General features: G+C 73.8%; 16 protein-coding genes. 9 read left to right on the top strand and 7 right to left on the bottom strand.

The features are described 5' to 3' along the window. A partial coding sequence (locus LWC35_RS37300; protein WP_232875227.1) for a hypothetical protein occupies window positions 1–419 on the bottom strand: 419 nt, incomplete at its 3' end. Here LWC35_RS37300 and LWC35_RS37295 point away from each other — a divergent pair. Together LWC35_RS37295 and LWC35_RS37290 are read left to right on the top strand one after the other, a co-directional pair. Beyond that, window positions 409–834 (top strand): transposase, encoded by a 426-nt coding sequence (locus tag LWC35_RS37295; RefSeq protein ID WP_232875226.1) that lies wholly within the window; start codon window positions 409–411, stop codon window positions 832–834. The genes LWC35_RS37300 and LWC35_RS37295 overlap by 11 nt on opposite strands. A gap of 152 nt (window positions 835–986) precedes the next feature. Further along, window positions 987–2,204 carry a CaiB/BaiF CoA transferase family protein gene (locus tag LWC35_RS37290; RefSeq protein WP_232875225.1) on the top strand — a complete coding sequence of 406 codons (1,218 nt, stop codon included), beginning with the start codon at window positions 987–989 and terminating at the stop codon, window positions 2,202–2,204. 270 nt (window positions 2,205–2,474) lie between these two features. Here LWC35_RS37290 and LWC35_RS37285 read toward each other — a convergent pair whose 3' ends face one another. From LWC35_RS37285 to ftsW, 4 genes are all read right to left on the bottom strand, one after another. Then, entirely contained in the window at window positions 2,475–3,479 is a 1,005-nt protein-coding gene (locus LWC35_RS37285; protein ID WP_232875224.1) for a phosphotransferase, read from the bottom strand. 143 nt (window positions 3,480–3,622) lie between these two features. Next, on the bottom strand, window positions 3,623–4,567 hold the full coding sequence (locus tag LWC35_RS37280; protein WP_232875223.1) for a DUF5996 family protein: 945 nt from the start codon (window positions 4,565–4,567) through the stop codon (window positions 3,623–3,625). A gap of 334 nt (window positions 4,568–4,901) precedes the next feature. Further along, on the bottom strand, window positions 4,902–5,054 hold the full coding sequence (locus tag LWC35_RS37275) for a hypothetical protein (RefSeq protein ID WP_232875222.1): 153 nt from the start codon (window positions 5,052–5,054) through the stop codon (window positions 4,902–4,904). An 11-nt stretch (window positions 5,055–5,065) separates the two neighbouring features. After that, the gene (gene ftsW, locus LWC35_RS37270) at window positions 5,066–6,346 is read right to left on the bottom strand and encodes a putative lipid II flippase FtsW (RefSeq protein WP_232875221.1); all 1,281 of its coding nucleotides are present in this window, start codon (window positions 6,344–6,346) and stop codon (window positions 5,066–5,068) included. Window positions 6,347–6,914: 568 nt separating this feature from the next. Here ftsW and LWC35_RS37265 point away from each other — a divergent pair. Then, complete coding sequence (locus LWC35_RS37265) at window positions 6,915–8,528, top strand: LCP family protein (RefSeq protein WP_232875220.1); 1,614 nt, start codon at window positions 6,915–6,917, stop codon at window positions 8,526–8,528. A 131-nt stretch (window positions 8,529–8,659) separates the two neighbouring features. Here the strand turns inward: LWC35_RS37265 and LWC35_RS37260 are convergent, their stop codons facing one another. Then, window positions 8,660–9,679 carry a cytochrome c oxidase assembly protein gene (locus LWC35_RS37260; protein WP_232875219.1) on the bottom strand — a complete coding sequence of 340 codons (1,020 nt, stop codon included), beginning with the start codon at window positions 9,677–9,679 and terminating at the stop codon, window positions 8,660–8,662. A gap of 4 nt (window positions 9,680–9,683) precedes the next feature. Next, entirely contained in the window at window positions 9,684–9,881 is a 198-nt protein-coding gene (gene tatA, locus LWC35_RS37255; protein ID WP_372463170.1) for a Sec-independent protein translocase subunit TatA, read from the bottom strand. Between the two features lie 368 nt (window positions 9,882–10,249). On the opposite strand from tatA, the gene LWC35_RS37250 reads away from it, so the two are divergent. From LWC35_RS37250 to LWC35_RS40715, 6 genes are all read left to right on the top strand, one after another. Continuing rightward, window positions 10,250–11,053, top strand: a complete 804-nt coding sequence (locus LWC35_RS37250) for a DUF1345 domain-containing protein (protein WP_232875218.1) — start codon at window positions 10,250–10,252, stop codon at window positions 11,051–11,053. A gap of 176 nt (window positions 11,054–11,229) precedes the next feature. Continuing rightward, entirely contained in the window at window positions 11,230–12,687 is a 1,458-nt protein-coding gene (locus tag LWC35_RS37245; RefSeq protein ID WP_232875217.1) for an FtsW/RodA/SpoVE family cell cycle protein, read from the top strand. Window positions 12,688–12,776: 89 nt separating this feature from the next. Beyond that, a complete protein-coding gene (locus tag LWC35_RS37240; protein ID WP_232875216.1) occupies window positions 12,777–13,697 on the top strand; it encodes a DUF2127 domain-containing protein in 921 nt (306 codons plus the stop codon). 46 nt (window positions 13,698–13,743) lie between these two features. Further along, complete coding sequence (locus LWC35_RS37235) at window positions 13,744–14,463, top strand: response regulator transcription factor (protein ID WP_232875215.1); 720 nt, start codon at window positions 13,744–13,746, stop codon at window positions 14,461–14,463. A gap of 169 nt (window positions 14,464–14,632) precedes the next feature. Further along, window positions 14,633–15,028: a DUF1707 domain-containing protein gene (locus tag LWC35_RS37230; protein ID WP_232875214.1), complete on the top strand. Its 396-nt coding sequence runs from the start codon at window positions 14,633–14,635 to the stop codon at window positions 15,026–15,028. A gap of 27 nt (window positions 15,029–15,055) precedes the next feature. After that, a partial coding sequence (locus LWC35_RS40715; RefSeq protein WP_232875213.1) for a HAMP domain-containing protein occupies window positions 15,056–15,743 on the top strand: 688 nt, incomplete at its 3' end.

The following is a 15,743-nucleotide window of genomic DNA, read 5'->3' as shown; positions in this document are numbered from 1 at the left end:
TCAAGCTGGTCGCCCGCACTCACCAGAGCCTGATCTGGGACCGGACCCGCCACCTGCAGCGTCTGCGCCAGGCGCTGCGCGAATACCACCCGGGACTGCTCGACGCGTTGACCGCGGGCAAGCTTGACCTCACCGACCCGGACGCGGTCGAGTTGCTCGAGCGGGCCCCGAACCCCGACCGGGCCGCCCGACTGTCCCGGGCGAAGATCGCCTCCATCCTCAAGCGTCACCGCCGCCGCAGCGTCGAGGCCCGCGCGGAAGCCATCCAGACAGCGCTTCGCGCGCCGGTGTTGCGCCAACCGGCGCCGGTCGAGGCCGCCTACGCGACCATCGCGCTGACCCAGGCACGTCTGCTCGCGGCGCTGTCCGGGCAGCTCCCAGGGCTCGAAGAGGTGATCGGTCAGGGTTTTGGCCGGCACCCGGACGCTCCAGATCTACACCAGCCTGCCCGGGCTGGGCGAGACTCTCGGGGCCCGGGTGCTCGCCGAGTTCGGGGACGACCCACACCGCTACCGCGACGCACGAGCGCGCAAGAACTACGCCGGGACCTCCCCGATCACCCGCGCCTCCGGCCGCAAGACCGTCGTGCTGGCCCGCTACGCACGCAACCGGCGCCTCGGCGACGCGGTGCACCAGTGGGCGTTCTGCTCGCTGAACGGCTCACCAGGCGCCCGCGCCTACTACGACGCTCTACGCGCCCGTCGGATCGGGCACCACGCCGCGCTCCGCCAACTCGGCAACCGGCTCGTCGGGATCCTCCACGGATGCCTCAAGACCCGCACCCACTACGACGAGACCACCGCCTGGGCCCACCACGACACCGCCGCCGCTTGACACCCCTACGCCATGGGATGTCTGACGGGAGGGCACGCCGAGCGCGGCGAGCAGCACCAGGACCACCGTCGCCGGCCCTGGATCTCCGCCACCCCGTGCGGCACGGTGGTCGGCGGACGAGCTCGAACGGACGGCAGGAGGGGCGGCACCGCATGTCTCCCGAGGACACGGAGCAGGCCCCGCTCGCCGGGGTGCGGGTGGTCGATCTGACCACGACCTTCATGGGGCCGTACTGCACGCTGCTGCTCGCGCAGATGGGTGCCGACGTCATCAAGGTCGAGGCGCCCGGCGGGGACGTCGTCCGCTACGTCGGCGACGAGAACGGGACGGGCCTGGGCCCGGTGTTCCTCAACGCGAACCGGGGCAAGCGCAGCATCGTGCTGGACCTGAAGCGGCCGGCCGAGCGGGACGTCCTGCTGAGCCTGGTCCGCACCGGCGACGTGTTCGTCCACAACATGCGGCCCGATGCGGTGACGCGGCTCGGGCTGGGCGCCGGGGACGTGCTCGCCGCGAGTCCGCGCACCGTGTACTGCGTGGTGCGCGGGTTCTCGAGTGCCGGCCCCTACCGCGACAAGGCCGCGTACGACGACGTCATCCAGGCCTCGTCCGGCCTCGCCGCCGTGCAGGGCGGCCCGGACGGACCGGCGTACGTCCGCACGCCGGTCGCCGACAAGGCGACCGGGCTGCTGGCCGTCGGCGCGATCGCCGCCGCGCTGTACCGGCGGGAACGCACCGGACGCGGCGCCGCGATCGAGGTGCCGATGATGGAGACGATGGTCGCGTTCACCCTGCTCGACCAGCAGGGCGGCTACGTCTTCGACCCGCCGCGGGGGCCCGCGGGATACGCGCGGACCGACTCCCCGTACCGCAGGCCGTACCGGACCGCCGACGGCCACATCGGCGTCATGGTCTACACGGACGCGCAGTGGCGGGCGTTCTTCGAGCTCGTGGGCAGGCCGGAGCTCGCGGCCGATCCCCGCTTCCGCACCATCACCCTCCGCACCGTGCACATCGACGAGCTCTACCGGCTGCTCGAGGAGGAGGTGCGCACGCGCCCCACGGCGGAGTGGCTGGCCGCCTTCGACGAGCGCGGCATCCCGGCGATGCCGGTGCTCACCGTGCCCCAGCTCTTCCATGACGAGCACCTGCGCGCGACGGGCACCTTCGAGGACGTGCTGCACCCCGTCGAGGGGCCGCTGCGCTACGCCCGGTTCCCCGTCGACTTCGCCGGGACCGCGCGCGTCGACCTCCGGCCGGCGCCCCGGCTCGGCGAGCACGGACCGGAGATCCTCGCCGAGCTGGGCCTCCCGGGCGTGATCCCCACCGACCTCCCCGGCCACCCCGCCCCGGCCCCGGCCCGGGACGCCTGACGCGGGCGCCCCGTGGCGGGCCGACGGCCGCCCTCCCCGACCCGGACGCGCGCCGGCCCGCCACCGAGGGCGCTCGGTGACGGGCCGGGCCGCCCACCTCACCGCTCCCCCCTGCCGGCGCGATGAGCTCCCCCTCTGGACGTCTCGATCCCGCCCGATGTGACAGCCGGCCGTCGTCTCGCGGCAAGTTCGGCCGGTCCGCCCAGCTCGCGGCCGGGCCCGCTCGACCGAACGGCCGACGGCTCGAGGCCCGCTCCCGTCGCGAGAACCTCAGCCGGGGTCCCGCCGGGCGTCGTGATGGGCGGCGGCGAAGCGCTCGATCGTCGCGAGGCAGATGTCGGGCGGCTGGAACGTGCCCGCCGCCCAGGTCTGCAGCCAGGACCCGAGCCCGAACACCGGGGTGCGTCGGTACAGCCGCCAGGCGTCGGCGGGGCGACGGCCGAGGGCGTCGAGGTAGCCGGCCAGCAGCGCACGCTCGTGCGCGCGCCGGTCGGCGACGGTGAGGCTGGAGGCGAGGAAGTAGCCGACGTCGTGCACCCAGCTGCCGGAACGCACCAGCTGCCAGTCGTAGAAGCCGACGGTGGCCCCGACCGTGTAGGTGTTGCCGGGGTGGGGATCGCCGTGCAGGAGCGTCTGCGGGCCGGCGGCGGCGATCCGTGCCCAGCCCCGGAACCCCCGCTCGAGCTCCGCGGCGCCGAGCCCGAGGGGATGACCGGCCCGCCGCAGCTTCCGCAGCGCATGGACGAAACCGGCCCGCGCGACGGGGGCCCAGGCGGGCCCCAGGCGCCACGGACGCACGAACGACGGCAACGGAGCATCCCAGAACCTCGCGTGCAGACGGGCCAGTTCGCCCAGCCCGGCGGCGACCTGCTCGACGGTCAGCGGCGCGAGCGCGCTGTTCGGGCGCCCGCCGCGGAGGGTGACGTCCTCCATGACGACCACGGCGGCGAGCCGACGGCGGTCCGTCGCCGCGGCGTGGAACGCCGGGTGCTCCAGCGGCAGGGCCGGACCGCGCGCGACGAGGTCCGCCTCGGCCTCGCGTGCGCCGAGCGCGGTCAGGGCCAGCCGGTTGAGCCACCGGCCCTCCCGCTTGACGAACACCCGCGGCGGCCCGGCGGGACCCACGTACTCCAGCTCGACGACCGCGCGGGAGTTCGTGCCGTCGACGACGTCGGTGACGCGGGCGCGCGCGACGGTCCGGCCCAGGGCCGCACCGAGCCACATGGGCGTCAGGTCGGACCAGTCCCGGGGCACCGCCAGCACGGGAGTGATCATCGCGCGCCGGTCGCCCTCGCACGTGACCGGCGGCCGCCACCGTCCGGGTACACGGCTGGTCGGGACGACTCCCGTGCCGATGCGGTGCGGCTCGCCGTGACACCACCGGAGGAGGTGAGCCCCGTGACCGCCGTACGCACGCCTCACCCCGTGCAGTGCCCCCACCGCCCGGGGTCGACCTCCAGCGCGGCACGGTCCCACTTGCCGAGCTCGGCCGCTGCCTCGTAGGTGCCCTGCAGGAACTCCTGCACCACCCGATCCGGGTCGTCGGCGGTGCGCGCGGCCTCGTAGGGCAGCACGAACTGCTGGAACTCGGTGCTGAAGGCGCCCTCCGCCTCGACCGGGTACACGGAGAACCCGTCCGGCGCGGGATAGGCGTAGGCGTAGAAGGCGCCCTCCGCCCCGCCGCCGGGCCAGAACCCGCAGCTGGACAGCTCGTGGGAGTAGCCCTCGACCATCACCCAGTCCCCGCAGTTCGGCGCCCCTCCCGGGTGCGGCGGGGCGGGACGCCCGGAGAACCGGGTGCAGGCCAGGTCCATCGCGCCCCAGAAGAACTGGACGGGGCTGACCTTGCCCACGAAGCGCGACCGGAACCCGCCGATCAGGCGGTTCGCCTGCAACAGCTGCCGCCAGAACAGCTCGGCCGCCTCGCCGTCGTAGGACGCGTGGGCGTGGTCGTCGGGGAACGGGACGGCCGGGTCCACCTCGTTCGGGACCGGGCGGATCGGTGCCTCGACGCCCAGCCGGCCGAGCACGGCCATCGTCTCGCCGAAGAAGTCGGCGACCGACATCGGACGCAGCGCGAACCCGCCCGTCCCGCCGTCGCTGCTGCGGACCTCGAGCCGCCGACCGACGAAGTCGAACTCGATGTCGAACGCGCCCGCGCCGTACGGGATCGACGACGTGGTCAGCCCGCGGGGGCTGACGTACAGCGTCACCTGCCACCAGTGGTTGACCAGCGGCGAGTGCAGCATCCGGACCTTGCCCACGATCTGGGTCCACATGTGCAGGGTGTCCCGCGTGTCCGTCCAGTCCGCGACCCGCAGATCGGGCCACGCGGGTGCCGCGCTCCTCGGTTCCGCAGCCACAGCGCGCTCCTTCCGTCGGCCTCCTGCCGCGCCGGATCTCCCGTCCCGCCCGCTACTACGGGGTGCGCGGCCGGGTGGTCGCGAGGACCACGGAGGGCGCGCCCGCGAGAACATCGACGCGATCTCGCAGATGTACCTCGGCATCCCGTACCCCGACTTCGGCGGCGGGACGCAGGACCGGCTGCTGCTCACCATCGCGGGCGACTCGGTGGCCCACACACCGCTGTAGGAAGCCGATACCCGACACCGGGTGTGCCCCGGTCCCCGGGTCGCCCTCGACGCCGCCGATCTCGGCGCGGCGACGACGGGCGGCCGCCGGTCGCCGCCGCCGGCGTCAGCGGGCTGCGCGTCGGCGGACCGCGCCGAAGATCCCGGTCACCACGAACAGCACGATCGCCGCGATCGCCAGCCACAGCAGCGACTTCACGGCGAAACCGACGATCGCCAGGACCACCCACAACACCAGCAACCCGATGATGAGCCCCATGTGAAACCTCCTCAGCGCCGTGATCGACCCCGGCGGTATTCCCCGTCCGTCGACCGGCCATGCCCGTTCGCCCCCACGAGTCGGGCCAGGAACGGAGCCTGGCCGCGGTGCAGCACCGCGGCGGCCTCGGGCTCGCGGCAGGCGGCCCCGGCCAGGATCCCGAAGGCGAACATCGTGACGACAAGCGACGTGCCACCGGAGGAGATCATCGGTAGCGGGATCCCGGTCACCGGGAGCAGCCCCACGACATAGCCGATGTTGATGGCCGCCTGGCCGACGAGCCATGTGGTCAGGGTGGCCGCCACGATCTGCAGCCAACGGTCGCGGGTGCGTGCCGCGATCCGCAGCCCCACGTAGGCGAGGGCGGCGAACAGGCCGATGAGCAGCAGGCCGCCGATCGTGCCGAGCTCCTCGCCGAGGATGGCGAAGACGAAGTCGTTCGACGCGTTGGGCAGGTAGCTCCACTTCGACGCCCCCTGGCCGAGGCCCTGCCCGAACCAGCCGCCGTCGCTGAGCGAGTACAGGGCCTGCGTCGACTGGTACGCCGCGCCCAACGGGTCGGCGGTGTCCGGGTTCAGGTACGAGGCGATGCGACTGTGCCGGTACCCGGCGGTCAGGCCGAGCAGGACGACACCGACCAGGCCCCCGCCGCCGATCGCGGCGAGCAGCCGGCCCGGGGCGCCCCCGAAGTAGAGCAGCGCGAGCACCAGGATCGCGAGGGACACCGCCGTGCCGAGGTCCGGCTCCAGGACGACCAGCGTCAGCATGAGGACGGCGACCGGCAGCAACGGTGAGAGCAGGTCCTTCCACCGCGGGCGACGCAGCCGGGCGAGGATGTGTGCACCCCAGAGCGCCAGTGCGATCTTCGCCGGCTCCGACGGCTGGAACGACAGCCCCGCCACCGAGTACCACTTGCGGGCACCCGCGATGGCCGTACCCACCCCCGGCACCAGGACCCCGGCGAGCAGCACCAGACCGCCCAGCAGCAGGACCGGCGACGCCCGCCGCAGCCAGGCCGGGTCGACCCGCATCCCGAGCACGAACAGCACCAGGCCTGCCGCGCAGAACGCCAGCTGCCGGGCGAACACCCCGTACGACGATCCGCTCTGGAGCAGTGACTCGACGCTCGACGCGGACAGCACCATGACCAGACCGGTCACCGTCAGCAGCCCGAACAGCCCGACGAGGAGGGTGAACGAGGCCAGCGGGCGCTGCAGCCAGGCCGTGAGCCGGCCGCTGACGACCGCCACGACGGCGCGGACCGCTCCGGTCGGCCGGGAGACTCGAACCATTCCCGAATGCTCCGCAATTCGCGGCGAGAATCGGCGGAAGCCGGTGGGGCGAGTCGGGGCCGTCGTCCCGTTCACGACCCGGAGGAGGACTGTTCTCCGATTCGCCCGAAGTTAACGGGAGGACAGCCCACGGCTAATTCTTCGCCCTGGACACGCAGTGCTGGTCGACAACCCGGGACGATAGGATCCGGATGCTCGAATACGCGACGGAGCGCTCATTGTCCGCCCTCGTGCGGGATTTTCGAACCGTAGGATCGACACGCGAGACGACCGGGTCCCGAACCGGCCGATCATGGAAGGAGCCGACGTGCCGGACGGGACCCCGCGGACCCGCCCCCACAGCCGGGGCGCCGCCGGCGAGCCCCGCGGCGGGCGGGCGCGACCGGGGCCGACAGCGTCGTCGGGTGTACCGCGCAACCGCGCCCTGCCACCCCTCGGCCCCGACGTGCCGGGTCCCCGCCCACAGCAGCCCCGTCCGGCGCGGCCTCGCCCACCGCAGGCACGCTCACCGCGGCCGAGCCGGCAGCAGCCCCACCCCCAGGAACCGCGGCCACCGCAGCCGGGCCCGGTGTCGCCGCCGCCGCCCCGCCGTACCGCGGGTCGCCCCGGGGCTGCCGCGGGCCCGCCCCGGCGGGGCCGGGCCGGCCGTCGGTTCCGTTGGTTCCGCGCCGTTCTCGCGATCACGTCGGTCCTCGTCCTGGTCGCCACTGGCTATGCCTGGACCCGGTACCACGACCTCGACACCGCGGTCCGCCGCTCGGGGGCGCTGAACGGCCTGGCCTCCGGCACCGCCGACCAGAACATCCTGGTCATGGGCCTGGACAGCAGGCTCGACGAGAACGGCGACCCGCTCCCGCCGGCCCTCTACGACGCGCTGGACGCCGGTACCGCCGACAACGGCGGCCACAACGCGAACGTGCTCATGCTCGTGCACCTCCCGGCGGGCGGCGGTCCCGCGAACGCGGTCTCGGTACCCCGCGACGACTACGTCGACCTGCCCGGTGCTCCCGACGGCGTGGCCAAGGGCAAGATCAAGCAGGCGTACGGGCTGGCGTACGACCAGGAACACCGCAGCCTCACCGCCTCGGGCGTCACCGACCCCACACGCCTCGAGCAGGCCAGCCGCGACGCAGGCCGCAACGCCGAGATCACCACCGTCAGCCAGTTCCTCGCGGTGCCCGTCGACCACTTCGTCGAGGTCACGATGGTCGCCTTCTACCAGATCGCGCAGGTCGTCCAGCCCATCACCGTCTGCGTGGACGAGGACACCCAGGACGACTACTCCGGGGCGAACTTCCACCAGGGCTACCAGCAGATCGACGCCGCACAGGCCGTCGCTTTCGTCCGCCAGCGCCGCGACTACGTCCACCCCGGCCTGAACTTCACCGACCTCGACCGCGAACGCCGCCAGCAGGCCTTCATCGCCTCCCTCGCCTACCAGCTCAGGCAGGCCGGCACCTTCACCGACCCCACCCGGCTCGACGGCCTGCTCGCCGTCGCCCGCCAGAACACCGCGATCGACCCCGGGCTGGACCTGCTGTCCCTGCTGGGCCACGCGGGCGACCTGGCCTCGGGGAACATCTCCTTCACGACCCTGCCCGTCGACCACTTCGGCCAGGACCCCGCCGGGGAGGACGTCAACATCGTCGACCCGGCCACCGTCCGCCGCACCGTGCAGGGCCTGTTCGCCGACTCCCCACCGGCCGACTCCCCACCGGCCGGCTCCCCACCGGCCGGCTCCCCACCGTCCGGCTCCCCACCGTCCGACGGGGCGGCGGCTCCCGCTGCGGCGGCAGCCGGGGCCGGCGGACGCACCGTGGACATCACCAACGCGAACGGCCGCAACGGGCTGGCCGCCACCGCCGGCGCCCTGGTGACCCCGGCCGGCTACCAGCTCGGGCAGACCGACGACGCGTCCCGGCGGGGCCACAGCACGGTCGACTACGCCGCCGGCGACCAGCCCGCCGCCGCGGCCCTCGCGAACCTTCTCGGGATCAGGTCGACGACCAGCGAACCCGGGCTGCCGTCCGGCCACCTGCACGTGATCCTCGGGGCGGACTACGTCGCTCCCACCGCGGCGTCCACGCCGCCGCCGGCGCAGTCACCCACACCGGCGGCCCCGGCTCCGCCGGGCCCCGGGTCCGGCTCGATCGTCACCGGCGGGATCCCGTGCGTGAAGTAGCGGCCCGCCCGCCGGGCACGACTCGCGAGGGCCGGTGCGGCCGACGGCTGCGCCGCGCCGGCAGCACGAGGGCGACCACCACGACCGTCACGGCCGTCACGACCGTCACAGCCGCAGCGGTCGGGCCCCGGTCAGGGTCGGCGGCGGAACCGCTCGGCCAGCTGCGGGTCGTCCTCCCACCACAACCGTGACCGCTGCGGCGGGGGGCCGGGCTCGGACCCGGCGGCGGACCTCCCGGCGGGCTTCTCGGCGGACATCGCTGCGGCATCGCGGGCTGCCTCCGCTTCCTCGCGGTCGAGCCTGGCGTCGATCTCGCGCGCCTTGTGCTCCTCCTCGCGCGTGAAACGGTGCAGCACCACACCCACGAACGGCAACCCGACGACGTCGCCGCCGATCCACAGGATCCCGGCACCGATCAGCTGGTCGGTGCGCAGCCCCGGGCCCCAGCCCCGGGCCGCGTACCACGCCTCGGCCACGATCGGCCCGAGCCAGAGCACGACGCCGAGCACGGCGTCGCCCACCATCTCCACCCCGGTGATCCACAGGGTGACGAGGTACGAGCCGGCGCGCGGCGTCGGGTCGATCCGGAACCGCGTCCAGAAGTACACGAAACCGCACGTCCCGATCACCGCCGAGACGAGCCCGGACACGACCCCGCTGCGCAACGTCTGCTCGTAGAGCGGGCCCAGGTAGAGCACCAGCAGCGGGACCACGAGCAGGATCGTCACCGTGAACGGGAACGTCAGCACCTGCGCCGTGCGCCCGTGGAACCAGCGGCGCATCCTCGGCCGCCATCGGTCCGGCACGGCCGCCGCGGCCAGCGTCAGCGGCGCCCCCACCGCCAGGAACAGCGGCGCGACCATGAGCAGCACGAGGTTCTGCAGGGCCCGGACCCAGAACAGGGTGTCGTCGTAGACGCCCAGGAACGACAGGCCGACCAGCGCGAGCAGCAGGACCCCGAGCGCGAACGCGGTCACCCGGCCGCGCGGCCACCGGGCGCCGCTGCGGTGCCACCGGCGCAGGCCCGCGGCGTAGCTGCCGCCCAGGGCGAGACAGGCCGCGACGACGGCCGGCTCGAACCGCCAGGCCGTGAGCAGCCGCAGCGGTGTCAGCGGCGGCAGCGGGGGAAGACCGGCCGCGGCGGGCAACATGTCGTCAGGTCGCCGTCCCGCCGCCGTCCCGCGGTGGCGCCCCGGCGGCGCGGTCGTCCTCGCGCAGCCCGCGCATCTCGCCCTCGAGCACGCGCGCCGACTGCCCGACCGCGCGCGCCATGTCCGGCAGCTTCTTCGCGCCGAAGAGCAGCACGACGACCCCGACGACGATCAGCCAGTGCACGGGGCTCAACGAACCCATGACGGGCCACCTCCCTCCCGTCCGCCCCGGACCATGCCGACCACGCGGCCGGCGCCGACAAATCGGGCAAACAAAATCGGGCAAACAAAATCGGGCGCAATTGCGCAACCATTCGAGTATAGGCCGAGCCCGTCGCCGCACGGCGGCGTCCCTGCGTGGCGCGATCAGGCCGTGGTGCGGCGCGGGCGGTCGCCCGCGGCCGGACCCTCGGCGTACCGAGCGGCGTCGAGCAGCCACAGGAGCCGACCCCGCTCGTGGCGGTGCGCGGGTACCGGATGGTCGGAAATTCCTGGATCGTCTTTCCGGGATCCCTCGGAAATGCTGGACCGGCCGCTGCGGGGACACCGCCACCGTCGATAATCCCGACGATGAGCGCGAGTGATTCCGGCGACCCGCCCGTAGGGCACAGGAAAGACGAGTTCGGCCATCAGCACGCCCTCGCCACCATCCGGCGCGAGCTCACCCGGCTCGAGGCCGACCTGGGGCCGGACGGCCACGCATCGCACGCCTCCGGGCTCCCCGCCTGGAAGCGCCGGACCGCCGGCGAACCCCGCTGGCCGGCCGCCGTCGCCGTCGTGGTCGCGATCGCGCTGCAGCTTGCCCTGCCGGACAGGCTGGTGCCCGTCTCCCGCTGGCTGCTGCCGGGCCTGGAGCTGCTCGTCCTCCTCGGGCTGGTGGCCGCCGGACCGACGCGGCTCGACCGCGGATCGGCCTGGCAGCGTGCGGCCGGCCTGGTGCTGGTCGGCCTGCTCAGTCTGGCCAACGCGTGGTCGGCCACGCTCCTGGTGGTGGGCATCCTGTCCGGGCGGTCCGGCGACGACGCAGGTGCGCTCCTCAGCAGCGGCGCGGCGATCTGGCTCACCAACATCATCGCCTTCGGGATCTGGTACTGGGAGCTCGACCGGGGAGGACCGGTGTCGCGGGCACACGGGCTGCGCCACGAGGCGGACTTCGAGTTCGTGCAGATGCAGAGCGACGACCCGCACAAGCGGGAGTGGGAGCCGCGGTTCCTCGACTATCTCTACGTGTCCTTCACCAACGCCACCGCCTTCAGCCCGACCGACACGATGCCGCTCAGCCGCTGGGCGAAGATGCTGATGACGCTGCAGGCCCTCGTCTCCCTCGCCACGGTGGCCCTGGTCGTCGCCCGGGCGGTGAACGTCCTGCACTGATCGTTCCGCCGAGCTCCCGTCGTCGCGCGGATCCGGTGACCAGGCCGGGAGCGGACGGCAGGAAGAGGGAATCCGACGGCCGGTGGCGACCGTGCCGGGCGCACCGCCGCCGGGCACACGGTGCCGTTGCCGTCGCCTTACCGTGCGCTTCCCTTCGCCGCATTAGGTTCGGGAGCGTGGTCCAGGACGTACCGGCGGAGGTCCCCGCCCCCGCCGACCACACGGTCGTCCCCGTGCGGCGACTCCGCGTGATCGAGCTGGTGCTCGTGATCCTGGCCTGCGCGGTCGTCACCCTCGCGCTGGTGCTGGTCGAGGTCGGCCAGAACCAGCAGCTGTCCGCCCAGGTCCTTCTCCTCGCGCCCGGCTACCTCGCCCTCATCGTCCTCGCGCACCTCGTCGTACGGGCGACCGCTCCCTTCGCCGATCCCCTGGTGCTCCCGCTCGTGGCGCTGCTCAACGGGCTCGGCCTGGTCATGATCCACCGCCTGGATCTCGCCGCCGCCGCGACCGCCGCGGCTGCGGGCTCCCCGGCCCCGTCCGCCGACGCCGTGCGCCAACTCGTCTGGACCGCCGCGGGTGTCCTGCTGCTGGCACTGCTCTGCTGGCGGCTGCGCGACCACCGCGTGCTCGCGCGCTACGCCTACACCCTCGGGCTCGCGGGCCTCGCGCTGCTCGCCCTGCCCGGCCTGCTGCCGGCACGGCTCTCCGAGATCAACGGCGCCAAGCTCTGGCTGCGCCTCGGTCCCTTCTCGATCCAGCCGGGCGAGTTCGCCAAGATCTTCGTCATCGTGTTCGTGGCCGCGTTCCTGGTCTCCAAGCGCGAGCTGTTCCGCACCGCCGGCCGTACGGTCGGTCCGGTCGTCCTCCCCCGCCTGCGCGACCTCGCCCCGCTGCTGGTCGCGTGGGGGCTCGCGGTCGGGGTGCTGACCCTCGAGCGCGAGCTCGGCGCCTCCATGCTGATCTTCGGCGTGGTACTCGTGATGATCTACGTCGCGACGTCCCGGATCTCCTGGGTGCTCATCGGCCTGCTCTGCTTCGCCGCCAGCTCGGTCGCGGCCTACGAGCTCTTCGATCACGTGAGGACGCGCTTCGAGGTCTGGCTCGACCCGACCGCGGAGTACACCGGGAGTGGCTACCAGGTCTCGCAGTCCCTGTTCGGGCTCGGCACCGGCGGCACGTTCGGTACCGGACTCGGGCAGGGGCGCCCGGACCTCGTCCCGCTGGCCAACGCCGACTTCATCGGCTCCGGGATCGGCGAGGAGCTCGGGCTGGTCGGGATCAGTGCCGTCCTGCTCGTCTACGCCCTGCTGGCGGCGCGTGCATTCCGGACCGCGCTGCGCCTGCGTGACGGCTTCGGCACACTGCTCGCCGCCGGACTCGGCGCCACCATCGGGCTGCAGGTCTTCATCGTCATCGGCGGCGTCACCAACCTCATCCCGGAGACCGGGCTGACGACGCCCTTCCTCTCCTACGGCGGCTCGTCCCTGCTCGCCAACTACCTCCTGCTCGGCCTCCTGCTGCGGCTCTCGCACCACGCGAACCTGCCGCCGACCCCGCAGCGCCGGCCCCTCGCCCCTCTCGACCGGGCAGCGACCCAGGTCGTCGCGCGGCCGTCCGACCCCAGCCGGCGATGACCCGGCGTCGACGCGGGACGCGGGGGCCGGCACCGGCCGCCCCCGACGGATCACACGCGTGGGGCGGAGGTCCCCGGGTACCCCACCGCGTGGACGGCAGGACGGTCGAACGCGCGCCGACGGAGCTGCGGGCGGCGCCGGGGACCGAGCGGCCCCGACGCTTCCGCCCCCGGCTGCGCTACGAGCTGATCGGATGCGGACTGCACGGGCACGAGTTGTTGGGCACCGACGCCGAGCGGCTGCGCCCGGCGGACGTGTTGTTCGCCCGCGAGGCCGACGGCCTGCGTTGGTACCGCTGCCTGCGCTGCGACTCCTGGGTGGCGCTCCCCCCGCCGACCACTCCGGCCAGGCAGTACCCGCCGGAGCGCGAGGAGGTGACCCTGCCGCTGCGGGGCAAGGCGCTGCGCGATCGCTACGTGCTCAGGCTCATCGCGCTGGACCGGCTCCTGCACTTCCTGGTGCTCGGTGTGCTGGCCGCGGCCGTCCTCCTGTTCGCGACGCACGAGGTCGCCCTGAACGCCGCGTTCTCGCGGATCCTGACCGACCTGCAGGGCGGGCTCGGCGGCCCGGTGAACGACACCGAGGCCGGGATCGTCCACGAGGTCCGACGCCTGTTCTCCGTCACGGCCGTCAACCTCTACCTCGTCGCGGCGGGCGCCGCCGCCTACGCGGCGCTGGAGGGCGTCGAGGCGATCGGGCTGTGGCGCGGCCGCCGCTGGGCGGAGTACCTGACCCTCGTCGCCACCGTCGTGTTCGTGCCCTACGAGATCTGGGAGCTGACGAGGAGCGTCTCGGCGCTCAAGGTGCTGACCTTGGTGATCAACCTCGCGATCGTCGTGTACCTCGTGGTCGCGAAGCGGCTCTTCGGGATCCGCGGCGGCGGGGCGGCCGAACGCGCCGAACGGGCCGAGGACAGCGGCTGGGCGGCACTCGAGCGGGCCACCCCGGTACCCGGTGCGCCGCCCGTGCCCGTCCGCGCCGATCACACGGCCTTCGTGGTCGAGAGCTGACGAGCGCATCGGCGCGGGGCACGGGCGAGGTCGTAGGCTCCGGCCCATGGCTCGCCTGCTCGTCGTGGAGGACGACGACACGATCGGCCGTGCCCTGCGCAGCAGCCTGGCCGTGCACGGGCACGACGTGGTGTGGTGCACGGGCGGCCGGGACGCGTTGCAGGCGGGGCGCGACGGCCGGTTCGACCTGGTCCTGCTCGACCTCGGCCTGCCCGACGTGGACGGGATCGACGTCTGCCGGGATCTGCGGCTCACCCAACCCGACGCCGTGCTGGTGATGCTGACGGCCCGGGACGCGGAGATGGACGTGATCATCGGCCTGGAGGCCGGCGCCGACGACTACCTCACCAAGCCGGTCGGGTTGGCCGAGCTGCACGCCCGGGTCCAGGCCCACCTGCGCCGCGCCGAGACCGGCTCGCGGGCCGCCCCGGACGACACCGACGGGGCCACCACCACCGTCCTGGGCGACCTGGTGATCGACCTGGCCGGCCGCCGGGTTCTCGCGGCCGGCACCGAGCTGCTGCTGCGGGCCAAGGAGTTCGAACTGCTCGCCCGGCTGGCGGCGCAGCCGGCGGCCGCCGTCAGTCGGGAGACCTTGATGTCCGAGGTGTGGGACGAGCACTGGTTCCGCTCGACCAAGACCCTCGACGTGCACATCGCCGCGCTGCGCCGGCACCTGGCCGACCTGCCGCCCGGCACCGCGCTCCCGCGGATCACGACGCTGCGCGGGCACGGCTACCGTCTGGACCCACCCGGGACCGGCTGAGCCGGGAACGGCGCTTTTTGCCGTGGCCTTGCCGGAGCAGGGTCGCGGTTAACCGGGGCCTGCCTACCGTGACCGGGGTGCAGGTGGTCGACGAGGCAGGCCGGGCCTCGGGCACGGCGACGGCGGTGGTGCGGACGGACGGCGCGACCGAAGGCCGGGAGGGACCGAGGTGAGCGCGCCGGACCAGCGGCGCCACGCCCTGACGACCGGGTCCGACGACGGACGCCCGCAGGAGCCTCCGGGCCCCGGGTTCGCCGACCGCCCCGCCGACGAGGTCCACGAGGTCGACCGGGAGTGCGCGGCGGCCCGCATCGGCGTCGCCCTCGACGACGGGGTCCTCACCGTGCAGCAGGCCGGGCAGCGGCTGTCCGACGTCTACCGAGCCCGCAGCCGCGCCCGGCTGGACCGCCTCACCGAGGACCTCGACCCGCCGGAGGACCCGCCCGACACACTCGACCGCGCGACGCTGCTGCGCGCGATCCTGCGCCTCCTGTTCCTCGCCGCCCTCGCCGCGTTGCTGCTCACCGCACTCCTGCACGGCGTCGGACCGATCGACCGCTTCTGACCACCTCCGCCACTAGGTTCTGCTGACGTGCGCAAACGGATCGTGGTGCTCACGCTGGGCGCCGCCGTGCTGGCCATCGCCCTGTTCGGGCTGCCCCTGGCCGCGATCGTGGTCCCCTACCTCGCCCACGACGAGACCAGCGAGCTCGACCAGGTCGCGGACGTCGCGGCGCTCACCGTGGCCGTCGACCTCGCCCGCGGCAACGCGCCGCACCTGCCCCCGAGCGCCGAACACGCCGACGTCGGGCTCTACGACCGCGCCGGCAACCGGATCCTCGGCACCGGCCCGGACCGCGGCGACGACTCCGTCGCCGAGGTGCTCTCCGAGGCGCACCAGGACACCGACGACGACGGCGTCGTGGCCGTCCCGATCCTCGGTGAGGACGACCCGCGGGCCGGCGCCATCCGCGTCTCCACCAGCCCCGCCGAGGTCTACGTGCAGATCGGGCTCGTGTGGGGGGTCATGCTCGCGCTGGCGGCGGCCGCGCTGACCGTCGTCGGGCTGGTCGCCCGCCACCAGGCGGGCGCGCTCGCCGGTCCGCTCGAACGGCTGTCCGCCACTGCCCGCCGCCTCGGCGACGGCGACTTCACCGCCCGCACCACGCGCGTCGGCATCCCCGAGATCGACTCCGTCGGCGTGGACCTCGACACCACGGCCGAGCGGCTCGGTGGTCTCGTCGCCCGCGAGCGCGCCTTCACCGCCGACGCCTCCCACC

Source organism: Pseudonocardia kujensis, from assembly GCF_021283305.1.
Taxonomy (GTDB): domain Bacteria; phylum Actinomycetota; class Actinomycetes; order Mycobacteriales; family Pseudonocardiaceae; genus Pseudonocardia; species Pseudonocardia kujensis.
This window is presented reverse-complemented; position numbering and strand designations above follow the sequence as displayed.